The sequence below is a fragment of the Janthinobacterium agaricidamnosum NBRC 102515 = DSM 9628 genome (assembly GCF_000723165.1).
In the GTDB taxonomy this organism is placed as follows: Bacteria; Pseudomonadota; Gammaproteobacteria; order Burkholderiales; family Burkholderiaceae_D; genus Janthinobacterium; species Janthinobacterium agaricidamnosum.
Genome location: NZ_HG322949.1, coordinates 2,139,980 through 2,164,462, shown reverse-complemented (window position 1 = coordinate 2,164,462; position 24,483 = coordinate 2,139,980). Strand labels below are relative to the sequence as shown.

Genomic DNA, 24,483 nt, shown 5'->3' with positions numbered 1-24,483 from the left:
GCGGATTCCGCGCCGCCGCCAATCGCCTTAAGCCGGATATAATTTCCATACGATAGTATTTCAATATACTGGCTCCCTATTCAACCAACAGAGAAACCGGCGTGATCGACCAGCATCTACAACAACAAAGCCAGCTGTCTCAGCGCCAGACCCGGCTAGCAACTCCACCGCACATCCACCGGCGGCGCCTGCTGGGCGCGGCCGCCGCCGGCATGCTGCCGCTGCGCTGGGCGCTCGCGGCAAATCCGGCCCCGCCAACCACGTTCGCGCTGATGCCGGCGACCCGCGCCGCCTCGCTGGCCGCCGGCGCCACGGCGGTGCTGGCGCGTCAACTGGGCAACAGCGCCGAGCGGGCACTGGAACGGCAGCCGCATTTCATGAGCCGGGTCCATACCGAAGGCTTGCTTGACGGCGAAGGCCAGCGCGCAGCCAGCCTGGACGCCCAGGAAGACTGGCGCCAGGCGCGTTTGCAGGCGCTGGCTTACCGGCTGTCGGGCCGGCGCGCCTGTGCCGACGCCGCCTTGCGCTACCTGGATACATGGCTGGGCAAATACCAGCCCTCCTTCAATCCTATCGATGAAACCGAGCTGCCCAGCATGTTATGGGCGGCGGACTTGCTGGCCGAGCAAATGCCGGCTGACCTGGTGGCGGCAGGCCAGCGCTGGTGCGTGCAACTGGCGCGCGGCTATCTGTCCAGCGACATCATCAATGGTCCCAAATCGACCAGCGTGAACAACTGGCAAAGCCACCGCGTCAAGATCGGCACGGCGGCGGCCTTTTATAGCGGCGACGCAAAGCTGATCAAGACGGCCCGCATCGCGTTCATGCACCAGGTGATGCGCAATATCGATGCCGACGGCAAGACCTACGACTTCGCCGAACGCGATGCCTTGCACTATGTCACCTACACGCTGGAACCGTTGCTGATGACAGCCTGCATGGCGGCGGCCCATGGCCAGGACTGGTATGGCGCCGAAGAGGCGCAGGGACGCCTGGCCAAGGCGGTCGAATGGATGCGGCCCTACATCCTGGGCCAGCGGATGCACGACGAATTCGTGCACAGCAAGGTGCCGTTCGACGCGCGCCGCGCCGATGCCGGTGTCAAGGGTTACTCTGGAACATGGGACCGCAACCAGGCGTCGTCCCTTTGCTGGCTGGCATGCAAGCTCGACAAGCGCTACGAGCAAGTGGGCGCCCGTCTGGCGCCGTCCCCCGCATGGCTGCAAGTGATGTTTTCGCAGCGCTATTATTCTTGAACTGTTCCCGTCCAGCCCCCTGCGCCGGCATGCAGGGGGCTGGACAGATGCCGGTGTTACTGGTGCGTCAACGTCAATCCATAAAATTTGACGACGGTGCCGGGCGTCGTCAACGGCGGACCGGCGACGGCGCTTTGATCGTAGTTACCGGCCTTGAAGTAAAAACTTGTCCCGATAAAACTGGAATCCATCGTGAAGGTTCTGACCGTATTATTGACCGTGACGGTAATGGTGGAACCGGTCAGGCTCAGCTCATAATTAAAGCGCGTTCCCAACGGTATGGTAATGATGGGATAGGTCTTCGCGCTGCCGCCCTGATTAGTATCTTCAAGGAAAAACTGAACCAGACCGCCCGAGGTCACCTGCAATTCGCACAGCGGCTTGCTCGGCCCGGTACCCTGGAAGATCTGGGCGATCGCGGTATTCTTCGGCACCTTGGTCACCGCCACCGTCGCATTCAGCTTGTTGCGCCCCTTGGTGCTCCAGATCGCATTTTCACGCAATTCCGTGCGCGGATGCCTGGAGCCGGACGTGGTCCAGCCCTGTGCCGGGTCCATCATCACCATCGCGCCGTCCGATTTATCGGTGTAGAAATAATATTGATTCGTGTAGCCGGCCGCCAGACTGCTAGCGCTGACGGTGTCGATCTTGCCGGACGAACCGGTCGGCAACTGCAACGTAAATGGCGCCAGATTAAAATTCGCCCCGGGCGCCTTGCTTGGACTCAACGCTTGCGTCACGACCTCGGCATTGGCGTTGGCCAGCATTTGCGTATCTGGAGAAGCGCCAGTGCCGCCACCGCATGCCGACAACATGCCTGCCAATACAGTACTCGTCAAACCCGTCACTATTCTCTTTTGCATTTTTTTCCCTGTTCATATGAATGGTTGAAAGACAGCAAAGGACGACTGGTAGTACGGACGGCGACAGGTTGCAGTATCAAATCTGGCGGCATATGCGGTTATATGCGGTCACCGACTTTAAAAAATTGCCTGTAGGCACTTAACACTACTCTGCAATTCCATTTTTAACAATATTTAACTTGTAACGAAAAAGCCCTGATGATGCTTCATCAGGGCTCGATTGCCTCGGCCAACACTGCGTTGTTGCGCAGCGTACATGCGCGATGCCGGCGTTACTGGTGCGTCAGCGTCAATGCATAAAATTTGACGATGGTGCCGGGTGTCGTCAACGGCGTACCGGAGACGGCGGTTTGATCGTAGTCGCCAGCCTTGAAGTAAAAACTTTCCCCATTAAAACTGGAATCCATCGTAAAAGTCTTGACCGTATCGTTGACCGTGACGCTGATGGTGGAACCGGTCAGGCCCAGCTCATAATTGAAGAGGGTTCCCACGGGCACGCTGGTGATCGGATAGACCTTCGCGCTGCCGCCTTGATTGCTATCCTCAAGCAAAAGATTCACCGCACCGCCAGACGTGACTTGCAATTCGCACAGTGGCTTGCTCGGTCCGGTCCCCTGGAAAATCTGGCCGATCGTGGTTTTGCCCGGCACCTTGGTCACCGCCACCGTCGCATCCAGCTTGTTGCTGCCGTTGCTGCTCCAGATCGCATTTTCACGCATTTCCGTCCGCGCATGCAACGAGCCGGACGTGGTCCGGCCCTGGGTCGGGTCCATCATCACCATCGCGCCGTCCACGCTATCGGTATAAAAATAATATGGATTCGTATAACCGGCGGCAAGACTGGAACCGTTGACGGTGTCGACCTTGCCGGCCGAACCGGTCGGCAATTGCAGCGTAAACGGCGCCAGGTTGAAATTCGACCCGGGCGGCTGCGCGGGATTCAAGGTTTGCAGGGCCGATACGGCACTGGCCAGCGCTTGCCCGTTCGAATGCGCGCCGGCACCGCCGCAGGCAGCAAGCATGCCGGCAAGCACGGTACTGAGCAGACTCGCGATGATTCTATTTTGCATTTTTTTTCCTTGTTTTTATGAGGGCGTCAAGACAGCACGGAACAACTGAATACAAACTCATGCATCCAATCTGACGAGATGGGCGGGTCACCAGGTTTTAAAAATTGCCCAAAAGCACTTTACATTACAAAGGAAATCTATTTTTCAGCAAACCGGATTTGTAATGAATTGGTAATGAAAAAGCCCCGCTGATTTCTCAGCGGGGCTTGCGTTGATCCGATACCATTTTTAGCGTCTATCGGGATAGCTTCTTAATCCAGCAAGCCATTATCGGACAGCACGTCCTGGATCAGTTCCAGCCGCAGCATCGGGTTTTGCTGGGCCAGCAAGCGTTGTTTTTGCGCCAGGTCGAGCGACAATAATTCGCACCAGCGGTTCGCCACCCAGCCGCATTCGTCGAGCCGGAATGGCGGCATCATCGGCATTTGGTCGGCCGGGATATGCTCTTCCTGCAAGGTGCGGATCAGGGCGCCGAGCGCGTTGGCGACGTTTTCCTGGTCGGGCGGGATCGGCACCGCCTTGTCGTCGTCCAGCATTTCCACCTGCCCCATCCACAAGCCATGCTTGAGCTGTTCACTGGACAAGATCCGGAAGCGCCCGCTGCCGCTGCATTTAATTTGCAGCAAGCCGGCCAGCGGCGCCGACCAGTCGACGATCTGCGCCAGCGTCCCCACTTCGGCCAAGGTATCGTGCATGCCCGGCTTGCGTACTTCGGTTCCGTCCAGCAAAGACACGACGCCAAAAGGCTGGCCGTCGGCGATGCATTTCTGCACCATATTCAAATAACGCACTTCGAATATCTGCAACGGCAGATAGCCATCCGGGAACAGGACGGTATTGAGCGGGAACAACGGTATGGTAGCCATGCGCCATCATGGCATAAACCGGGCCATCCTGCCGCACACGGACAGCGGCGCGGCGGATTTATTTGTAAAAGCGCCGCTTCGACGCGCGCTCGGCCGCTTTCGGCGTCAGCAACTTGACCGGTTTTTTCTGCACCGCGCCGCCGGGGCCGGTGACCGGCACCCGGTGCTCGGCTTCAAAACCGGCCTCTTCCACGCGGCGCAAACTTTGCCGTGTCAGCGCTTCGACCGCCGACAATAAATCGACTTCATCGGCGCACACCAGCGAAATCGCCTCGCCGGTGGCGCCGGCGCGGCCGGTGCGGCCGATGCGGTGGATATAGTCTTCGGCCACGGTCGGCAAGTCGAAGTTGACCACTAACGGCAACTGTTCGATATCCAGGCCGCGCGCCGCCACATCGGTGGCCACCAGCACTTGCACTTCGGCTGCCTTGAAACGGGCCAGCGCGCGCAAGCGGTTCGGCTGGGTCTTGTCGCCATGAATCGAATCGGCGCGTATGCCCTGCTGCAGCAAAGTGGCGACCAATTGTTCGACGCCCTTGCGGGTCTTGACGAACACCAGCACCTGGCCCCAGCGTTTTTTCTTGAGCAGGTGGCAAAACAGTTCCGGCTTGCGTTTTTTATCGCACGGCATCATCGATTGCTTGACGCTTTTCACCGTGCTGTTGCGCGGGCTCACCTCGATGCTCAGCGGATCGTGCAGCAACTGCCCGGCCATGCTGCGGATCGCCTCCGAAAACGTGGCCGAAAACAGCAAGGTCTGGCGCTGCTTCGGCAAGGCCGCGACGATGCGCTCCAGCTCGCCGGCAAAACCCAGGTCCAGCATGCGGTCGGCCTCGTCCAGCACCAGCGTCTGCAATTGCTCGAATCGGACGGCGCCCTGCCCGTGCAAGTCGAGCAAGCGGCCCGGCGTCGCCACCAGCACGTCCAGGCCCTTGCGCAATTTGTTCAACTGCGGTTCGATGGCGACCCCGCCATACGCGACAAAACTGCGCAGCGGCAAGTTACCACCATAGGTGCGGAAGCTTTCATAGACTTGCTCGGCCAGTTCGCGGGTCGGCACCAGCACCAGCACGCGCACCGAATTGGCGGCCACTTGCGGGCCTTCCATGGTCAGCCGCTGCAACAGCGGCACGGCAAAACCGGCGGTCTTGCCGGTGCCGGTCTGGGCCGCGGCCATCACGTCGCGCCTGGCCAGCACGGCGGGAATCGCCTTGGCCTGCACCGGCGTCGGCTTGGCATACCCCAGTTCGTCAAGGGTACGGATGAGTGGGTCGATCAAGCCGAGGGAAAGAAACGTCATGGATAGCTACAACCTTGCAGGCAAAAAATTACGGTAATCAACAGATCGTCGCGACACGCCAACGGCGCACCGCCCGACAGCCGCGATTATAGGCCATGCGGTGCATCGCGTGCCGGATCAGAACTTCATTTCCATGGTCGCGCGCACCTGCGCCGAGCCTGGCGACACGCTGTGGCGCCGCAGCGTGCCGCTGGCATCGGTGTAACTGCTGTCCGACGCATAATCCTGCGCCAGCAAGTTCGACACGGCGATGCGCAGCTGGTTTTTCGGATCGAACTTCCACACCCCATACACTTCCAGGTCGCGCCGCGGCGTGCTCCAGCTGCGCTGGTTTTCCGTGATGCGCACCGCACCGCCGTTCCGGTAGCTGAAGCTGGCGCCGGCCGACAAGGAACCGCCGGCGCTTTTATAGTCGATGCCGAGGTTGCCGCTGAACGGGGTTTGCTGGTCGAGCCGGTTGTCCGGCCCCGGCACCGCTTCGACCCGCGACCAGTTCCGGCTCAGGCTGGCGCGCAGATCGATGGCCGGCGCATGATGCATGACAGTGCGCAGCGGGAACTTGGCTTCCAGCTCGATGCTGCGGGTGGTCGCGCGGCCATCGTTGACCGGAGTCGAGACCCAGCGCTGATCCAGCAACAGCAAGCCTTGCCGGGTGTAGCCGTCGATGCGGCGCATCGATGCGCTGGCGCTCAGCAGAGCGCCTTCGGCCCAATAATGGTCGAACGACGCGTCCAGTCCCAGCGCCAGTTCCGGCTTCAGCTCCGGATTGCCCTGGCGGTCGGGATCGGTCTGGCTATTGTTGGTCGACGTGAAGCGGCGCGGGATCAGGTTGGACGCCGACGGCGCCTTGTAGGTGCGCGTCAGCGCGAAGCGCAGCTGATCGCCTTTACTATCCGGCAATTTCCACAAGGTTTGCAGCAACGGACTCCAGACGCTGCTGCGCTGGCTGACCGCCTCGAAAGTGTCGCCGGCGCTGCGCGTTTGCACCCCTTCCCAGCGCAAGCCTGCATACAGCGACCAGCGCTGGTTGATGGTCCATTCATCCTGGCCGTACACGGCCAGCCGGCTGATGGCCGCGTCAAAACCTTCGTCGCTGTTGACCGGATGGCTGCCCGGCAAATCGACGTCGCGCTGGCGCCGTTCATCGTCGCGCGTGCCATACGCGCCATCCCAGCCGGCCGACAGCGCATGGCCGTCGAACAGCGGCGTCGAATATTTCCCGGTCGAACTGACGCCACGGCCGCTGCCCACCGTCGCCACGCTGCTGTTGAGCAACAAACCTGCTCCCTGGCTGGCGCCGGTTTGCCGGTTGTCGCTGGTATTGCGGTCGCCATTGACACCCACCTTCAATTCCAGCTTGGCGCCGGCCGCCATCTTATGCACCCAGGTCAGGTCGCCGCGCCCAAACGCATTGTGCGACGTAAAATTATTGACGCTCACATCGTAGACCGGCCGCAGGCCCAGCACGGTGTCGGCTTCGCTCACGCTATCATTGCCGGATCGTCCGGCGTTGATGAAAAACTGCGCGGTCAGCGTATCGCCGCCCTTCAAGGTCCAGTTCAGGCGCGGCGCCAGGTTGACGCCTTCATAGCGGCCGGAGCTGTAGCCTTGATTGTAACGCAACAGATTCGGCGTCCCCAGTGCATCCAGGCCGTTTTCATCGTATGGTGCATCGTAGCGGTAATTGCCGTTGTAATAACTTCCCGACATCGAGTACGAGAAATCGCCGTGGCGATCCGAGAGTTGCAAGCTCAGCGATCCCGATGCGCCATTCCTGCCGTCGGCCACGCTGGCCTTGAGCTCGCGCTGGGCCGTCTTGACGGCTTTCTTGAGCACCACATTGATGGTGCCGGCGATCGACTGGGTGCTGAATTCGGCGCTGGCGGCGCGCAGGATTTCGATCCGTTCGATCACGTCGGGCGACAGCGAGTCGAGCGAAAAGCCGGCCGGCGCGCGTTCGCCGTTCAGCAGGATCTGGGTATAACCGCTGCCCAGGCCGCGCATGCGCACTTCGCCGCCGCTGCGCCCGGCCGCGCCGCTGACGGTAATGCCCGGCAAGCGCTTGAACACATCCATGATCGAGGTGTCGCCATACTTCTGGATCTCTTCGCTGTTGACCACGATCTTGCTGGCGGTATCGTCGCGGCGCGGATCATAGCTGGCCAGCGCACCCTTCACTTCAACCGACTGTACTGCCGGCTCGGGCGTTTTTTCGTGGGCCGACGGCTCCGCCTTGATTTCCTGATCCGCCGGCGCGGCAGGCCGGGCTTGCTGAACTTGCTGGGCTTGTGCTGGAGCGGTCAGCAAAACGGCGCCGGCCAACGTCAGCTGAAAAGGTAAATATCGATGATGCATGGTCAGGAACGGAGGCAGCACAGGGGCCAGAAAATGAAATGGTGCCGCAGTGTAAAGGATATGCATCGCAAAATTACAACAAATACGCTGTTTTTTTTGGCCGGCAAGCCGGATTCAAACGAATTCATGCATTAAAAACATCGACGTAACTATAATAAAAATGATCTTTTACAAAAAAGACATTGATTTTTATATGACAACTTTATCAGAGTTATCGATACCTATATAACGGGAGAGAATTTTGAAAAAAGCAATAGCCTTGAAAACCAGCGTCATCGCGGTCGCCTTGACCCTGGTTTCCTCGCAGGTGGTACTGGCGCAGGAAACGGACGACAGCAAGCCGATGCAAAAAGTGGTCATCACCGGTTCCAACATCAAGCAGATCGAAGCTGAAACAGCGGTGCCGATTCAGATCATCAAGCGCGATGAAATCCAGCGCCTCGGCGTCAATTCGGTCAAGGAAGTGCTGGACACGCTGACCTCGTCGACCAGCGGCAGCCTGTCCGACACCAACGGCAGCAACTCCTTCGCCGGCGGCGCCTCGTCGGTCAACTTGCGCAACCTCGGCAAACAATCGACGCTGGTGCTGCTCAATTCGCGCCGTGTCGCACCGTATGCGCTGGCCGACTACAATGAAGTATTCACCAACCTGGATTCGCTGCCGCTGGACGCGATCGACCGCATCGAAGTCTTGCGCAGCGGCGGCTCGGCGATCTATGGTTCCGATGCGGTGGCCGGCGTCATTAATATTATTACCCGCACTAACTACCAGGGCTTGCAGGCGCGCGCCAGCCGCGACCAGTCGCTCAAGCACTCCCCATTCCATACCAGCACCGCCAGCATCACCGGCGGCTTCGGCGACCTGGACAAGGATCGCTACAATGTGCTGGCCAACCTGGAAGTATTTCAACGTGGCAACGTCATGTGGCGCAGCGTGGTCGACGACATCAATCCCGATTACGGCAAGAAATTCAGCGCCGTGGCCGATAACAGCGGCCTGATGTTCGGCAAGCGCGGCTCGCCATCGACCTACAGCTATCCGGGCAACATCATCGGCCAGGGTCCGATCGCCGGCTGCCCGACGCTGAACGCCGGCGGCCTGTGCGTATTCGACCGCTACAGCCGCTTCGAGGCCATTCCGGAAGCCAAGCGGCTGAACTTCCTGTTGTCGGGCACCATAAATATCAGCGACAAGGTGCAATCCTTTTCAGAAGTGTTATTTTCGAATACCAAGACCGATTACACCAGCGGCTTCAGCATCTACGATTCGGAAGGCGCCGATGCGGTATGGGGCGATCCGCGCACCGGCCAGGCAAAAACCTACACGTCGCGTTACCTGCCCGCCAATCATCCGCTCAATCAGACCGGCGACGAAGCGCCGCTGCGCTACCGTTTCGCCGATTCGCCGGCCTACCGCAAATCGGACAGCACCCAGTACCGCGCGCTGACCGGCTTGCGCGGCACCTGGGATAAATACGACTGGGAAACGGCGATCGGCGTGATGGGCAGCAAGACCACCGACCGCAGCCGCGGCGCCATCAGCGACAGCGGTTTCAAGCAAGTGATCGGCAATTACGATCCATCGCAAGATGACCCGCTGTTTTTCAACCGCGACTACAAGATCGGCCAGAAAAACAGCGATGCGGTGCTGAACACCTTGTTCCCCGAAAACGGTTACGACGGCAAGATTACCCAGGTCTTCCTGGACGGCAAAATCAGCGGCGAGATCGCCAGTTATCAAGGCCGGCCGGTCTCGCTGGCGGTCGGCGGCGATATCCGCCACGAAAGTTTCAAGATCACGCCGACCGCCAACCTGCAAGCCGGCGACATCGTCAGCAATGGCGCATCGAGCGCCGATGCGTCGCGCAATACGGTGGCGCTGTTCAGCGAATTGAATTTCCCGCTGACCAGCAAGCTGGATCTGCAGGCAGCCGTGCGGGCCGATAAATATCCCGATTTCGCCGCGCATTTTTCACCGAAACTGGCGCTGCGCTACGAAGCCAGCAAGGAACTCTTGCTGCGCGCCACGCTGGAATCCGGTTTCCGCGCACCCAACCTGACCGAAAGCGCGCAATCGAGCAAGTTCGCCTTCGACAATGGCGTCGACGATCCGCGGCGCTGCCCGCAAGCCCAGGCGCTGGCCGATGCGCTGACCGCCGCCTCCAACGCGTTGCCGGCCAACGATCCGAACAAGCAATTATTGCTGGCCCGCGCAGACTCGGTGTATATCAACGAATGTTCGACCGGCGTCGCCAGCAGCGTGGTCAACAATCCGAACCTGAAACCGGAAACTTCGCGCAGCGCCACCGTCGGGTTGGTACTGGAACCGGTCAAGGGCTACAACCTGTCGCTCGACTACTGGTATATCGAGCGCCGCAATGAAATCGGCATCAAGTCGACCGCCGAGTTGCTGGCCGCTGAATCGTCGCTGGCGCCAGGCACCGTCAATCGCTTGCCATTGACACAAGACCGCACCTTTACGCCGGCCGAGCAAGCCCAGTACGGCGTCACGCAAGGCCCGCTGTCGTCGACCTTCGGCATGTTTGAAAACGTCTCGAAAACCAAGGTCAGCGGCATCGACGTGGGTGCGTCAGGCCGGGTGAACACCGGCCTGGGCCGCTTGACGCTGAGCGGCAACGCCACCTACCTGCTGGAATTGCGCAATTTCGCCAGCACGCTGGGCAGCGGCCAGTACGGCGACAACCTGGCCGGCCAGTATGCGACGCCCAAGACCGTGGCCAATATCGGCGCGTCGCTGCAATCGGGCAGTTATACCAATGGCTTGCGGCTGACTTACAGCAGCCCGACAAGCTTGCAGGGCGATTATTTCGATGATGGCTACAGCGTCGCCGGTTGCGTCGAAAACCGTGGCTGGACCCGCGCCGACTGCGACGTCGGCTCGACCATCCGCTTCGATTACAACTTCAGCTACACCGGCATCAAGAACCTGACGCTGTCGGCCTTTGTGCGCAATGTGCTGAACCGCCGGCCGCCGCTGGACTTGAAGGAGTTCGCTCGCGAAGGCAGCGGCATCATTCCGCAAAATACCGACGACGTGCGCGGCCGCAGCCTGCGCCTGACGGCGGAATACAAGTTCTTCTAAACGGTACGCGGCATCCGTGATGCAACGGCGGGCGCTGGCGTCCGCCGTTTTTTATCCCTTACACGCTGCGCCAGCGCCGCTATAATGCGTTTCCGTGTTTTTTGTCCATCTCCAGAGGCCCTTATCGTGTCCGACCGTCTAGCCGTGCTGCCGCAATACCTGCTCCCCAAAGGAGTCTTGACCAATTTCGCCGGGCGCGTCGCCGGCGCCAAGGGCGGCGCCATGACCACCAGGCTGATACGCTGGTTTGTCGGCCGCTACAACGTCAACATGGATGAGGCGCTCGATCCGGATATCGCCAATTACGCCAGCTTCAACGATTTTTTCACGCGCGCCTTGCGCCCGGATGCGCGCCCCTTGGCGCCAGCCGATTTCATTTGCCCGGTCGACGGCCGCATCAGCCAGTTCGGGGCCATTCAGGATGAGCAGATTTTCCAGGCCAAGGGCCATCACTTCAGCACCACCGCGCTGGTCGGCGGCGACCCTGAACTGGCCGCCAGGTTCCGCCACGGCAGCTTCGCCAACCTGTACCTGAGCCCGCGCGACTACCACCGCATCCACATGCCGTGCGATGGCCGCCTGAGACGCATGATTTATATTCCCGGCGAACTGTTTTCCGTCAATCCGACCACCGCGCGCGGCATCCCCGGCCTGTTTGCCCGCAACGAACGGGTGGTATGCGTGTTCGACACGGCCAACGGCCCGTTCGTCATGACGCTGGTCGGCGCCACCATCGTCGGCAGCATGGCGACGGTATGGCATGGCGTGGTCAATCCGCCCCGCTCGCCGGCAGTACGCAACTGGACCTATGACGACCAGCATATCGTGCTGAAAAAAGGCGACGAACTGGGCCGCTTCCTGCTCGGCTCGACCGTCGTCATGCTGTTTCCGAAAGACACGCTGGCCTTCAATCCAGCCTGGCAGCCGGCCGGTCCGGTGCGCCTCGGCGAAAGCATGGCCACGCTGAAATAAGCGGACACAAGCCGATGCCGGCAGTCAGCTACGCGTACTCCCCCGCCGGGTACATGTCAGCAAGCATGTCGAGAAAGGCGCGCGTCTTGGCCGGCATCAGGCGCCGGCCCGGAAACACCGCCCAGCCGCTGACCTGCGGAAAACTCCATTCCGGCAAGACCCGCACCAGCTCTCCTGTCGCCAGATAGGCGGTGGCGAGGCGCTCGGTGCTGGCCGCGATGCCGATACCGCTGCATGCCATGCGCACCAGCAAGTCCGGCGAATTGGCCAGCACCCGCGCCGGCAAGTCGCGCTCCCAGTGGGTCTTGCCGCGTATCAAAGTCCAATGTACCAGGCCATGCACCGAGCGCGGCAAACTCAGCAATTCGTGGCGGTATAAATCGTCGGGATGTTCGGGCAAGCCGCGCAGGCTGGTGTAGCATGGCGACGCAAACAGCGCCAGCTTGCTGAAGCCGATACGGCGCGCCGCCAGGCTGGCGTCGTCCGGCAAATCGCCCATGCGGATCGCCAGGTCGAAATTTTCCGCCACCAGATCGACCCGCCGCGGCGACAAATCCAGTTCCAGCGCAATATCGGGATAACGCGTGATGAAGGCCGTCAGCACCTGTCCCATCAGCGCATCGGCGAAATCGGCCGGCATCGAGATGCGCAACCTGCCGCTGGGCGCCAGTTGCCGGTGCTGCGCCAGCGCACCGGCCGCCTCGGTTTGTTCCAGCACCTTGCGCGCATGGTCGAGCAGGCTGGCCCCGAACTCGGTCAGCACCAGCTTGCGGGTGGTTCTTTGCAGCAAACGCTCGCCCAGTTTCGCTTCCAGCAGCGAGATGCGGCGCGACACCGTCGATTTCGGCAAATCGACGCGTTCGGCGGCGCGGCTGAAACTGCCGCTGTCGACGATGCGGGCAAACAACAGCAGGTCGCCAGGATCGATATCCATATGATTGTTCCATTAGCGGATTAATGTTATCCATTTTAACGGCTTCTGGATGATTTTTGGAACTGATAAAGTTCTTACATCGCAAGGGAGCCAGTTATTACCCCTTGCTCATCCTGGCTCACACTCACTGAAGGAGTACTATATGAACATCCTGCAAATCAATTCCAGCGCCCGCAGCACCGGTTCCGCCTCGACCCGCCTGGCCGACGCCCTGGTGGCGCGCATCAAAGTCACCGCCCCCGGCGCCAGCGTCGTGCGCCGCGACTTGGCCGCCGAACCGCATCCGGTACTCGACGAAGCGGCCCTGCAAGCGCTGTTCACCCCGGCCGAGCAGCGCACTGCCGAACAGGCGGCGCGGATCGCACTGGATGACGCACTGATCCAGCAAGTACAAGCGGCGGACGTGATCGTCATCGGCGCGCCGATGTACAATTTCGGCATCACCGTGCAATTGAAAAGCTGGTTCGACGCGATTGCCCGCGCCAGGGTCACCTTCCAATACACCGAGAACGGTCCGGTCGGCTTATTGACCGGCAAAAAAGTCTATGTCGGCCTGTCGCGCGGCGGCTTGCATCGCGACGGCGCCAGCGATAGCCAGGTGCCCTACTTGAATACCATGCTCGCCTTCCTCGGCTTGACGGACGTGCAATACGTATACTCGGAAGGCATGGGACTGGGTCCGGAAGCGGTCGCCAAGGCGCAAGCCCGGGCCGACGCCGAGATCAACGCGGTCCTGGTATAACTGACGAACAGAATGCGGCGCCGTCGCGGCGTCGCTGCATACAGGAGCACAGCATGGATAACACCACAGTAAAACACGGGCGCGGCGTCGAGCGCGTGATCGCCGGCCAGGCCGTGATGGATGGCGCGGGCGTCAAGATCAACCGCGTGCTGACCCAGTCGCTGCAGCGGCGCCTCGACCCGTTCCTGATGCTGGACAATTTTGCCAGCGACCAGCCGAACGACTATATCGCCGGTTTTCCGGACCATCCGCACCGCGGCTTCGAGACGGTTTCCTACATGATTTCCGGCCGCATGCGCCACAAGGATAGCGCCGGCAACGAAGGCTTGCTGAACAGCGGCGGCGTGCAATGGATGACCGCCGGCAGCGGCGTGATCCATTCCGAAATGCCGGAACAGGAACAAGGCGTGATGGAAGGTTTCCAGTTGTGGCTGAACCTGCCGGCGCGCGACAAGATGCGCAAGCCGTGGTACCGCGATTTCAGCAATGCCGAGATTCCGCGCTTCAGCACCGACGCCGGCGTAACGGTGCAAGTGATCGCCGGCAGCAGCCACGGCGTGGCCGGCGCGGTGCAGCGTGAAGTGACCGAACCGGTCTACCTCGATATCGACTTGCCGGCCGGCACAAGCTTCAGTCAGCAATTGCCGCCGGGCCACAACGCCTTCATCTACACCTTCCGCGGCGCCGTCAGCGTCGACGACAAGGCGGTGCCGGCGCTGCGCATGGCGATCCTGGCCAACACGCCGGGCAGCGACGGCGTCGAAATCCATGCGGCCGAAGCGAGCCGGGTGATCCTGGTCGCCGGCCAGCCGCTCAATGAACCGATCGCGCAATACGGTCCGTTCGTGATGAACACCCAGGCCGAGATTGTCGAAGCCGTGCAGGATTTCCGCGACGGCCGCTTCGGCGAACATGCGTGAGCGGCCTCAGTAAATACCTGGCAAACAAGTAGCGGGCGCCCGTGTTGATTCTTTCCGGATCAACACTAACCCGTCACTTGAATTACACTGGCGTTATTGTTCTCGATACCAAGCACAGCGCGCCATGCATGAACACCGCCACTCTTCCGCCCATTTGCACGCCCACGGCGCGGGCGACGCCAAGCACGAACACTTTTTCGAACAGCGCCGCCTGTCCATCCTGGCATGGGCGCTGGGACTGACCGTCAGCTTCGCGATCGTCGAGGTGGTGGCCGGTTTCATGTCCAATTCGCTGGCGCTGATATCCGACGCCGGCCACATGGTCACCGACGCCGCCGCGCTCGGCCTGGCGCTGCTGGCGCAATTCATCGCCAAGCGGCCGCCGTCGGCGCAACACTCGTTTGGTTTCGGCCGTTCGGAAGCGCTGGCCGCCTTCGTCAACGGCCTGGTGATGCTGGCGGTGGTGGCCTGGATCATCTTCGAGGCGATACCACGCTTTTCCACGCCGGAAACCGTACATGGTTCGATGGTCTTCATCGTCGCCAGCATCGGCCTGCTGATCAACCTGGTGGTCGCCTGGGTCTTGTCGAAGGACCAGAACAGCTTGAACACCCGCGCCGCGCTGGTGCATGTGATGGGCGACTTGCTGGGATCAATCGCCGCCATCGTCGCCGGCGCCGTGATCTACCTGACCGGCTGGATGCGGATCGATCCGCTGCTGTCGATCCTGGTGTCGCTGCTGATTTTAAAGTCGACCTGCGGCGTGCTGCGCGAGTCGTATCATTTCTTGATGGAAGGCGTACCGCACGGTATCGATTACCTGGCGGTCGGCGCCGATCTGGCGCACATCGACGGCGTATTGTCGGTGCATGACCTGCACGTCTGGGATATGTCGCCCGGCCAGCCGGCGCTGATCGGCCATGTCGAAATCCGCGAATTGCAGGAATGGCCGCAAGTATTGCGCGAGATCAAGGCCATGCTGCTGGCCAAGCACGGCATCGACCACATCACCTTGCAGGCCGAAGCGGCCGGCATGGCCGGTTTGCATCGGCATGACGGGACCCACGGGACGCTGGCTTGATCGGCGATCAGCCAAGCAGTCTTAATTACGCCGCGCTTCCAGCACGCCGCTGACATCCTTGATCACCGTCAGCGCTTTTTGCAGTTGCGCGGTGGCGCTGATTTCGGCGGTAAACGTCATCCGCGCCTGCCCTTTGGCGCTTTGCGTGTTGACGCCGATCACATTGATTTTCTCGCGCGAGAAAATCTCGGAAATGTCGCGCAACAAGCCCTGGCGGTCGCCGGCCAGGATGAAGATGTCGACCGGATACACCGTGTCGCGGCCTTCGCTGCCCCACTCGGTAACAATCACCCGTTCCGGCGCCTTGGCGCGCATTTCCTCGAAGTTCTTGCAGGTTGAGCGGTGGATCGACACGCCCTTGCCGCGCGTGACGAAACCGACGATGCTGTCCGGCGGCGCCGGCTTGCAGCATTTCGCCAGCACCGTCATCAAGCCTTCGGTGCCGACCACCAGCACGCCGGACTTGGCGCCCTGCTCGACGCTGGAGGCGCGGCTCTTGCCGACCAGTACCGCGTCTTCCTGCACCGGCGCTTCGCCATTGTCGTGCAACGCTTGTTCGACGTGGCGCAGGCTGAATTCATCCTTGCCGACCGACAAGAACAATTCATCGACCTTGGCAAAGCCCAGCTTTTGCGCCAGCGCTTCCAGGTTGACTGCGGTCTTGCCTTCGCGCTGCAGCGATTTTTCGACCATGGCCCGGCCATGCGACAGGGTTTCCTGCATGTCGATCGCATGGAACCAGGCGCGCACCTTGGAACGGGTGCGGGTGCTGACGGTGTAGCCGGCGCTGAGCCAGTCGCGCGACGGCCCGGCCGTGCCCGGCGCGCCCTTGGCGGTGATGATTTCGCAGGTCTGGCCGTTTTTCAGCTGGGTATTGAGCGGCACCATGATGCCGTCGACGCGCGCGCCGCGGCAGCGGTGGCCGACATCGCTGTGCAAGTGGTAGGCAAAATCGATCGGCGTCGCGCCGACCGGCAATTCCAGCACCCGCGCCTGCGGCGTCAGTACGAAGATGCGGTCGTCCAGCGTGGCCGATTTCAGTTTTTCGACCCAGACACGCTGGATTTCCTCTTGTCCGACCACCGCGTCGGCGACTTCGGTCTTCCACGCCAGCAACTGGCGCAGCCAGGCGATCTTTTCATCGTACTTTTGGCCGGCGAAGTTGGAACCGCCCTCTTCCTTGTAGCGCCAGTGCGCCGCGACGCCGTATTCGGCGAAGCTGTGCATTTCATTGGTGCGGATTTGCACTTCCAGCGGCCGGCCGTCGTCGGCCGTGACCACCGTGTGCAGCGACTGATAACCGTTCGGTTTCGGCCGCGAAATGTAATCGTCGAATTCTTTTGGGATCGGGGTCCAGATATTGTGCACCACGCCCAGCACGGTGTAGCACGTCTTGACGTCGGCAACGATGACACGGAACGCGCGCACGTCGTACAGCGCGGTGAAATCGAGTTCCTTGCCGCGCATCTTGTTCCAGATGCTATAGATATGCTTGGGCCGGCCGAACACTTCGGCCTGGATGCCGGCCGACGCCAGTTCGGTTTGCAGCCGCAGGATCGCCGACGACACGAAACCTTCGCGCATCATGCGTTTTTCTTCCAGCATCTTGGCGATGCGCTTGTAGGCTTCCGGCTCGATGAAGCGGAACGACAGGTCTTCCAGTTCCCACTTCAATTGCCAGATGCCGAGCCGGTTGGCCAGCGGCGCATACAAGTCCAGCGTTTCCCTGCCGTAATCGCGGGTCATGTCGTTAAACAATTTCAATTCCGCGAAGTAACGCAAGGTGGTCACGCACGACGCCAGGCGCACCAGCACCACGCGCATGTCGGTGGCCATCGCCAGCAACATCTTGCGCAAGGTTTCTACCTGGGCCACGGCTTGCTGCGCCGCATTCTTGCCGCGCCCCGCCGCCGGCGCCCCCTGCTGCTGGCCCTGGTTGGTCAGCGCGCGCAAGCGGATCAACTGGCGCACGCCGGTGGCCAGGTCGCACACCTGCTTGCCGAAGCGGGGCTCGATATCGGCCGCCTGCTCCGGCTCCATCAGCGTCAGTTCGAACATCAGGCCGGCGATACGGGTTTCCGCATCGCTGCGCAAGAACGCCAGGGTATTGGCCACGCCGATCGAAAAATCGAGCGCCGAGCGGCCGGCGAAGGTCAGCTTGTCGCCGTAGGCAAGCGTGGCGTACTCCAGCGCGGCCAGCACGCGCACGCTGTCGGCCTCGCTCAAGCCCTGTACCAGTTGTTCCGACGTCGCGCTATTGGGGGCCGAGATAGAAACCATGGGATAACCTTAACACTAACGTTCGGCTGCGATAATGACGATTTCAACCAGGCAAGCCGGATTGGCCAGCCTGGCCTCGACCGTGGCGCGTGGCGGCGTGTGGCCGGAAGCAACCCAGTCATCCCATACTTCATTCATGCCGGCAAAATCCTGCATGTCGGCGAGATAGATCTGGCAAGACAGGATGCAGCTTTTGTCGCTGCCCGATTCCGCCAGCAGGCGGTCGACATGGCCCAGCACTTCGCGGGTCTGGCCGACGATGTCCTGGCTCGTATCTTCGGCGATCTGGCCCGCCAGATAGATGGTGCTGTTGTGGATTGCCACTTCGGACAAGCGTTTACCTACGTGCAGTCGTTTAATTTCCATACTAGTTCTCAGTCCTTCGTTTCAAAATCGGTATTGCGTATTGTTTACTGCCCCAGCTTACTGCCCCAGCAAAAACTTCCTGGCGATCGCGATCTGCTCGTCATGAATAAACGTCGGCGCATGGCCCACCCCGGCGATTTCCACCAGCTCCGCTTGCGGCCCGCGCGACAGCATGATGTCGGCGGTAGCGCGCGACAGCAAGTCGGACTCGGCACCGCGCACCAGCAGCGTCGGGCATGTCACGGCGTCGTAGGCGGCCCACAGCATCGCTTCGTCGGTCGCCGCCGATTCCGGCGTGGCCGAACGGAACGGCAGGGCCAGTCCCATATCGTAGTGGCGTACCCACTGGCCATCCTTGTCCTGGCGCAACACATCGCTGGCCAGCTTGTGCCATTCCTCGTCGCTGTGCGGACCGAAGGTCAAGGATACATCGCGCACGAATTTGGCGCCGGCCTCGAAGCTCGGGAAACGCAGATCCTGGCCGATATAGTCGCCGATGCGCCGCAGCGCTTCCGGCGCCAGCGTCGGGCCGATATCGTTCAAGATCAGTTTGCTGACCGGGCTGTCCGGCAGCGACGCCAGGCCGAGGCCGATCAAGCCGCCCATCGACGTGCCGAACCAGTCTACCGTTTGCCGCTCGCCGTTGGCCAGCACGCGCGCCAGCAGCGTCACCATGTCGCTGACATATTGCGGGATGCGGTAAAACTGCGGATTGCGCAGCCAGCCGGAACGGCCGCGGCCCACCACGTCGGGGCAGATCACGCGGTAATCGCCAGCCAGCGCGCGCGCCATGCTGTCGAAATCATCGCCGACCCGCGTCACGCCGTGCGCGCATACCAGCACATTCGGATTGTCGGCATCGCCCCACTCTTTATATGCCATGCGATGCAGGCCAGCGGGGGAAATACATTGCACAGACTTTACTTTTGCTTCGATCATGCCGTTTCCTTGTGGATGGTGACTGACGACGTATTGCTGCGATCCGATAGATTACTTATGGCGCGCGGATGCCATTTTACCGGGACAAACGAAGTGTAGCGCAGGCAGCGGTGCAGCACCAACCCGATATCGGCGTTGCCACGGCACCCCGAACATGAACAAATTGCAATCGGGTCTTGGTAAATAAACTTCTATTACAGGCAACTTCTGATATAAATCAAGCATGATGCTTTAATTTCCTGTAAAAATCATAAGTTTCCTTAAGAAATTTGCGGTTATCCACAATTGAGCCGCCCCATCATTGGGAAGATGATGGCGGCATCAACCCGCTAGAGGAGACCTCGTGAAAAAGCCATTCTATAAAATCCTGTATGTACAGGTGCTGTTCGCCATCGTGGCCGGCGTATTGCTCGGGGTGTTTTACCCTGGCAATGCCGTCGACATGAAACCACTGGGCGACGGCTTCATTAACTTAATCAAGATGATCATTGCACCGGTCATCTTCTGTACCGTCGTGTCCGGTATCGCCGGCATGCAGGACGTCAAGAAAATCGGCCGCGTCGGCGGCAAGGCCCTGTTGTACTTCGAAATCGTGTCGACGTTTGCGCTGGCCATCGGCTTGCTGGTCGCTAACATCCTGAAACCGGGCGCCGGCTTCAATGCCGACCCGGCGACGCTGGATGTCAAATCGATCGCCCAGTACACCCACGGCACGCATTTGACCACCACCGATTTCATCATGAACATCATCCCGAAAACTTTCGTGGATGCGTTCGCCAAGGGCGATATCCTGCAAGTGCTGCTGGTCGCCATCCTGTTCGGCTTCTCGCTGTCGCTGCTGGGCGAGCGCGGCCGTCCGGTCACCAAGCTGATCGACGACCTGTCGCATGCGATTTTCGGCATGGTCAACATCATCATGAAAGCGGCGCCGGTCGGCGCATTCGGCGCGATGGCTTTCACCATCGGCAAATACGGCATCGCTTCGCTGTTGCCGCTGGCTAAACTGATGGGTTCGTTCTACCTGACCTGCTTCCTGTTCGTCTTCATCGTGCTCGGCAGCATCGCCCGCATGACCGGTTTCTCGATCGGCCGCTTCTTGCTGTATATCAAGGAAGAATTGCTGATCGTACTGGGCACCAGTTCGTCGGAAAGCGCGCTGCCTGCGCTGATGAAAAAACTGGAACGCCTGGGTTGCTCGAAACCTGTAGTGGGCCTGGTGGTTCCTACCGGCTACTCCTTCAACCTGGACGGCACCAACATCTACATGACCATGGCCGCATTGTTCGTTGCTCAAGCAACCAATACCGACCTGACCCTGTGGCAAGAACTGACCATCCTGGGCGTGGCGATGCTGACCTCCAAGGGCGCGTCCGGCATCACCGGCGCCGGTTTCATCACCCTGGCGGCAACGCTGGCCGTGGTACCGACCATTCCAGTGGCCGGCATGGCGCTGATCCTGGGCATCGACCGTTTCATGAGCGAATGCCGCGCACTGACCAACTTCGTCGGCAATGGCGTCGCGACCATCGTCGTGTCGAACTGGGAAAAAGAACTCGATGTCGAGCACCTGCGCAAAGAATTGGCCAACCCGACTTTCGGCGAGCAGGAAATTGCCGCGGCAAGCCCGGTAGCGCCGGCAGTGCATGGCTAACAAATCCTATTTGTCAGACAAAAACGACAATCAGTTTTACCGGTAGTTTCAAGGCCCCAGGCAGCAATGTCCGGGGCCTTTTTTATGCTTGTTCGAAATCGATGCAAGGGCCCGCAATATGCGACATGCAATGTTTACAGGCCAGCTTCCCGAGCGGCAATCCGATAGCGTTTCGGCGCGTTGCCGGTGATGCGCTTGAAGGCGTTGCTGAACGCGCTTTCGGAAGTGTAGCCGAGCGAGCGTGCCAGCACCGCGACTGGCATGTTTTCTTCGCGCAAGGCGCGCTCGGCCAGGCGCATGCGCCATTCAGTCAGGTAAGTCAGCGGCGCCAGGCCGGCCACGGTCTTGAAATGCAAGGCGAAGGTAGTGCGCGACATCGCCGACGCCTTGGCCAACTCTTCCAGCTGCCAGGCACGGCCCGGATCGCCATGCAGCAAGCGCAGCGCCGGCGCCAGCCGCTTGTCGCTGACGGCGCGCAGCCAGCCGGCGGTCAACGGACCGGACGTGGCAAGATGGGCGCGCAGCACCTGGATCAGCATCAGTTGCGCCAGTTGCGACGACGCCAGGCCGGCGCCGGGCAATTCGCCACTGCTTTCGCGCACCAATTGCCCGAGTATCCATTGCAAGGCAGAAGCTTGCGGCGCAGCGGCCCGCACATGTATCCACGGCGGCAACACGTCGGCCAGCAACGCGCCATTCACCGGATCCAGCTGAACATGGCCGCCCATCTGGCTGAAGTCGGCGCCATCGCCGATTTGCGCGGTATTGTTGACGATGCAGGACGCCAGGCGCATGACATCCATCGGCACTGCATCCAGGTCGCCGGCCAGCGTGAAGGCGCGCCGCGCCGCGATCAGCAGCACATCGCCGGTCTCGGCCCGCAGCGGTATTTCGCCGTCCAGCCAGGCCCAGCAACTTCCTTTGACGATCACGCAAAACTTGATCTTGTCCGGCGGCGGAAAACGCAGCGCCCACGAACCGCCGGCGCAAAAGCCGCCCGACACGACGGTTTCAGCGCTGACTAATTTGAGGATATCGGAAAAGGGGTCGGCGATCATTTCGGGACTATGGCGCAATTAATACGGATTGTAAAGTATTCGCCGTGCGGGCAAACAGGATTACACTTGTTGCCATCATTACTTAGAGCCTATCCCAGTAGATGAATACGCCCTGTTCTGGCGCTCCTCAGGAACGGGGACTGCGTTGATCGTCGTCGCGTGGCCCGCCACGCGTCCTCCTCACGCCTGGTCCGCGCTCCCGATGCGCGGCCAGAACAAGACGCTCACTACTGGGATAGGCTCTTAGTCTTTGTGTACGTCAAAGGAAAACTCATGAATATCATCCTGACCGGCGCCACCGGATTTGCCGGTGGCGAAGTATTAAGCGCATTGCTGGCCGATCCAGCCGTCCATCAAGTCACCGCGCTGGTGCGGCGCGGGCTGGGCGTCGCGCATCCAAAATTGAAGGAAGTCATCGTCAACGATTTTCTCGATTACTCGGCGCTGACCTCCAGCCTGCAAGCCGATGCGTGCATCTGGTGCCTGGGCGTGTCGCAAACCGAAGTCAGCAAGGAGGACTACATCAAGATCACCTTCGACTATGCGCTGGCCGCCGCGCGGGCGATGCTGGCGATCAATCCACAGCTGCGCTTTTGCTTCGTCAGCGGGCGCTCTTCCGACCAGGATGAAAAAAGCCTGACATTGCAAGGCAATATCAAGGGCCGCACCGAAAAACACCTGTCGGCGCTCAGCCCGAATGTCTTCATTTTCCGCCCCGCCTTCATCAAGCCTGCGAGGCCAGGCACGGCACGGCCCTGGATACCGAAGCTGTTCGAACCGGTCGCCTGGGTGGTGGACCACTTTACCGACGGTTTCAGCGTCGATACCGGCGCGCTGGCGCGCTGCCTGATCGGGGTCGCCAAAAACGGCGGCGGCCAGCGGATCTATGACAACGCGGCGATACGCCAGTACCGATAAGAAGATCGGTTCAGCAAAAATCCGTACTCAGACGACAGTAATGCGAATTTTCAAGCATGCCTCGTACCGATCGGGCCACCTACAATAGGGGCTGACATTGCCACAAGAGAGACCTCATGCCCCCATTACAACAAGCCATCGGCTCCGGTTTTAGCGCCGCGTCCACCGCGGACGACGTCATCGGCGGCATCAACCTGGCCGGCAAGACCGCCATCGTCACCGGCGCCTATTCCGGCCTCGGCCGGGAAACCGCGCGCGTGCTCAGCGCGGCCGGCGCCAGTGTCATCGCGCCGGCCCGCGATCCGGCCCGCGCCGCCCAAACGCTGGCGGGCCTGGCCGGTATCGAGATCGCGGCCATGGATTTGCTGGACCCGGCCTCGATCGACGCCTTCGCCGCCCGCTTCATCGATTCCGGCCAGCCGCTGCACATGCTGGTCAACAGTGCCGGCATCATGGCTTGCCCGCTGACGCGCGATGCGCGCGGCTACGAAGCGCAATTCGCCACCAATCACCTGGGACATTTCCAGCTGGTGGCGCGGCTGTGGCCGGCGCTGCGCCAGGCCCGGGGCGCGCGGGTGGTGTCGGTATCGTCGTGGGGCCACCGCTATTCGCCGGTGGTGTTCGACGATCCCCACTTCGAGCGCCGCGCTTACGAGCGCTGGGCCGCCTATGGACAATCGAAAACCGCCAACATCCTGTTCGCACTGGAACTGGACCAGCGCGGCAAGGCGCACGGCGTACGGGCCTTTTCCTTGCATCCGGGCAGCATCGTCGGCACCGGCCTGGAAAAACATTTGACGCAGGAAGAGTTGCGCATGGCCGGCGTCATCGACCTGCAAGGCCATCCCATCCTCGACGCTGCGCGCAACCTGAAAACCGTGCAACAAGGCGCATCGACCAGCGTCTGGTGCGCAACCAGCCCGCAACTCGACGGCCTGGGCGGCCTGTATTGCGAAAATACCGAGGTCGGCAGCATCATCTCGGCGCAGGACGCACGCCAGCCGTATACCGGCAATGGCCCGCGCAAGACCGGCGTCCTGCCGCATGCGCTCGATCCGCAGGCCGCCGCCCGGCTGTGGCAACTGAGCGTGGCACTGACCGGTGTGGATCTCGAGGAATAAGGGAATCATCAACCAATCGTAAATGATCCATCAAATAGATTGGCGATGATCAACCTGAAGAGAATGATTATAGTGTTTATCACGATCCATCGTGCCTGTGCTGCCACATCATCGGCAGCGCAGCATGACATTTACTCTTCCTCTTTTTGATTGGAGATTGCCATGTTCCCATCCGCCACTTTCGTTTCCAGCAACACGCCACGCCTGCTTGGCGTGTTACGCATCATCGTCGGTTTCCTGTATTTGCAGCACGGCATGGCGAAACTGTTCCATGTGCCCTACCAGGCCATGTTCGACGGCTTGCCATTGTTTTCACTGATGGGTGCGGCGGGCCTGCTGGAACTGGCCGGCGGCACATTGTTGCTGATCGGCTTGTTTGTGCGTCCGGTGGCGTTCCTGCTGTCCGGCCAGATGGCGGTGGCCTACTTCATGGTGCACGCGCCGCAAGCGTTCTTGCCGATGCTCAACGGCGGCGAACTGGCCGTGGTGTATTGCTTTACTTTCCTGTATTTCGCGCTGGCCGGCGCCGGAGCGTTCAGTATCGATGGGCTGCGCGGCAAGGCGTAAGAGCCTATCCCAGTAGTGAGCGTCTTGTTCTGGCCGCGCATCAGCAGCGCGGACCAGGCGTGAGGAGGAAGCGTGGCGCGCCACGCGACGACGATCAACGCAGTCCCCGCTGCTGAGGGGC

At 60.9% G+C, this 24,483-nt stretch carries 20 protein-coding genes; 10 read left to right on the top strand and 10 right to left on the bottom strand.

Annotation, left to right across the window (positions count from 1 at the left end):
* The first annotated feature begins 101 nt into the window (after positions 1 to 101).
* Positions 102 to 1,256 (top strand): alginate lyase family protein, encoded by a 1,155-nt coding sequence (locus GJA_RS09240; RefSeq protein ID WP_051780553.1) that lies wholly within the window; start codon positions 102 to 104, stop codon positions 1,254 to 1,256.
* 56 nt (positions 1,257 to 1,312) lie between these two features.
* On the opposite strand, the gene GJA_RS09235 is transcribed toward GJA_RS09240, so the two are convergent.
* The 5 genes from GJA_RS09235 to GJA_RS09215 form a co-directional block, all read right to left on the bottom strand.
* Positions 1,313 to 2,119 (bottom strand): polysaccharide lyase family 7 protein, encoded by an 807-nt coding sequence (locus tag GJA_RS09235; protein ID WP_038491278.1) that lies wholly within the window; start codon positions 2,117 to 2,119, stop codon positions 1,313 to 1,315.
* 272 nt (positions 2,120 to 2,391) lie between these two features.
* Positions 2,392 to 3,189 carry a polysaccharide lyase family 7 protein gene (locus GJA_RS09230; RefSeq protein ID WP_038491275.1) on the bottom strand — a complete coding sequence of 266 codons (798 nt, stop codon included), beginning with the start codon at positions 3,187 to 3,189 and terminating at the stop codon, positions 2,392 to 2,394.
* Between the two features lie 251 nt (positions 3,190 to 3,440).
* A complete protein-coding gene (locus tag GJA_RS09225) occupies positions 3,441 to 4,055 on the bottom strand; it encodes an LON peptidase substrate-binding domain-containing protein (protein WP_038491272.1) in 615 nt (204 codons plus the stop codon).
* A 58-nt stretch (positions 4,056 to 4,113) separates the two neighbouring features.
* Positions 4,114 to 5,355 carry a DEAD/DEAH box helicase gene (locus GJA_RS09220; RefSeq protein WP_038491269.1) on the bottom strand — a complete coding sequence of 414 codons (1,242 nt, stop codon included), beginning with the start codon at positions 5,353 to 5,355 and terminating at the stop codon, positions 4,114 to 4,116.
* Between the two features lie 117 nt (positions 5,356 to 5,472).
* The gene (locus GJA_RS09215; RefSeq protein ID WP_242404494.1) at positions 5,473 to 7,662 is read right to left on the bottom strand and encodes a TonB-dependent receptor plug domain-containing protein; all 2,190 of its coding nucleotides are present in this window, start codon (positions 7,660 to 7,662) and stop codon (positions 5,473 to 5,475) included.
* A 289-nt stretch (positions 7,663 to 7,951) separates the two neighbouring features.
* Between GJA_RS09215 and GJA_RS09210 the strand changes: the two genes are divergently transcribed.
* Positions 7,952 to 10,813: a TonB-dependent receptor domain-containing protein gene (locus tag GJA_RS09210; RefSeq protein WP_144241465.1), complete on the top strand. Its 2,862-nt coding sequence runs from the start codon at positions 7,952 to 7,954 to the stop codon at positions 10,811 to 10,813.
* 126 nt (positions 10,814 to 10,939) lie between these two features.
* Complete coding sequence (gene asd, locus GJA_RS09205) at positions 10,940 to 11,785, top strand: archaetidylserine decarboxylase (protein ID WP_051780551.1); 846 nt, start codon at positions 10,940 to 10,942, stop codon at positions 11,783 to 11,785.
* Between the two features lie 28 nt (positions 11,786 to 11,813).
* On the opposite strand, the gene GJA_RS09200 is transcribed toward asd, so the two are convergent.
* Positions 11,814 to 12,719, bottom strand: a complete 906-nt coding sequence (locus tag GJA_RS09200) for a LysR family transcriptional regulator (RefSeq protein ID WP_038491263.1) — start codon at positions 12,717 to 12,719, stop codon at positions 11,814 to 11,816.
* 142 nt (positions 12,720 to 12,861) lie between these two features.
* On the opposite strand from GJA_RS09200, the gene GJA_RS09195 reads away from it, so the two are divergent.
* The 3 genes from GJA_RS09195 (at position 12,862) to GJA_RS09185 (ending at position 15,462) form a co-directional block, all read left to right on the top strand.
* Positions 12,862 to 13,461 carry an FMN-dependent NADH-azoreductase gene (locus tag GJA_RS09195; RefSeq protein WP_038491261.1) on the top strand — a complete coding sequence of 200 codons (600 nt, stop codon included), beginning with the start codon at positions 12,862 to 12,864 and terminating at the stop codon, positions 13,459 to 13,461.
* A 53-nt stretch (positions 13,462 to 13,514) separates the two neighbouring features.
* Complete coding sequence (locus tag GJA_RS09190) at positions 13,515 to 14,381, top strand: pirin family protein (protein ID WP_038491258.1); 867 nt, start codon at positions 13,515 to 13,517, stop codon at positions 14,379 to 14,381.
* Between the two features lie 124 nt (positions 14,382 to 14,505).
* Positions 14,506 to 15,462 (top strand): cation diffusion facilitator family transporter, encoded by a 957-nt coding sequence (locus GJA_RS09185; RefSeq protein ID WP_038491255.1) that lies wholly within the window; start codon positions 14,506 to 14,508, stop codon positions 15,460 to 15,462.
* A gap of 21 nt (positions 15,463 to 15,483) precedes the next feature.
* Here GJA_RS09185 and GJA_RS09180 read toward each other — a convergent pair whose 3' ends face one another.
* The 3 genes from GJA_RS09180 to GJA_RS09170 are packed head-to-tail and all read right to left on the bottom strand — an operon-like array spanning position 15,484 to position 19,047.
* On the bottom strand, positions 15,484 to 17,742 hold the full coding sequence (locus GJA_RS09180; protein WP_038491252.1) for a RelA/SpoT family protein: 2,259 nt from the start codon (positions 17,740 to 17,742) through the stop codon (positions 15,484 to 15,486).
* Between the two features lie 15 nt (positions 17,743 to 17,757).
* Positions 17,758 to 18,108, bottom strand: a complete 351-nt coding sequence (locus GJA_RS09175; protein WP_038491249.1) for a RidA family protein — start codon at positions 18,106 to 18,108, stop codon at positions 17,758 to 17,760.
* Between the two features lie 57 nt (positions 18,109 to 18,165).
* A complete protein-coding gene (locus GJA_RS09170) occupies positions 18,166 to 19,047 on the bottom strand; it encodes an alpha/beta fold hydrolase (protein ID WP_038491246.1) in 882 nt (293 codons plus the stop codon).
* Between the two features lie 343 nt (positions 19,048 to 19,390).
* On the opposite strand from GJA_RS09170, the gene GJA_RS09165 reads away from it, so the two are divergent.
* Positions 19,391 to 20,698 carry a dicarboxylate/amino acid:cation symporter gene (locus GJA_RS09165; RefSeq protein WP_038491244.1) on the top strand — a complete coding sequence of 436 codons (1,308 nt, stop codon included), beginning with the start codon at positions 19,391 to 19,393 and terminating at the stop codon, positions 20,696 to 20,698.
* A gap of 134 nt (positions 20,699 to 20,832) precedes the next feature.
* On the opposite strand, the gene GJA_RS09160 is transcribed toward GJA_RS09165, so the two are convergent.
* Positions 20,833 to 21,756, bottom strand: coding sequence for an AraC family transcriptional regulator (locus GJA_RS09160; protein WP_038491241.1), 924 nt, complete (start codon positions 21,754 to 21,756; stop codon positions 20,833 to 20,835).
* A 273-nt stretch (positions 21,757 to 22,029) separates the two neighbouring features.
* Here GJA_RS09160 and GJA_RS09155 point away from each other — a divergent pair, with 273 nt between their 5' ends.
* The 3 genes from GJA_RS09155 (at position 22,030) to GJA_RS09145 (ending at position 24,362) form a co-directional block, all read left to right on the top strand.
* Positions 22,030 to 22,674, top strand: coding sequence for an NAD-dependent epimerase/dehydratase family protein (locus GJA_RS09155; protein WP_051780549.1), 645 nt, complete (start codon positions 22,030 to 22,032; stop codon positions 22,672 to 22,674).
* A gap of 116 nt (positions 22,675 to 22,790) precedes the next feature.
* Positions 22,791 to 23,795 carry an oxidoreductase gene (locus GJA_RS09150; RefSeq protein WP_038491238.1) on the top strand — a complete coding sequence of 335 codons (1,005 nt, stop codon included), beginning with the start codon at positions 22,791 to 22,793 and terminating at the stop codon, positions 23,793 to 23,795.
* A gap of 162 nt (positions 23,796 to 23,957) precedes the next feature.
* A complete protein-coding gene (locus tag GJA_RS09145; RefSeq protein WP_038491235.1) occupies positions 23,958 to 24,362 on the top strand; it encodes a DoxX family protein in 405 nt (134 codons plus the stop codon).
* The last annotated feature ends 121 nt before the right edge of the window (positions 24,363 to 24,483 follow it).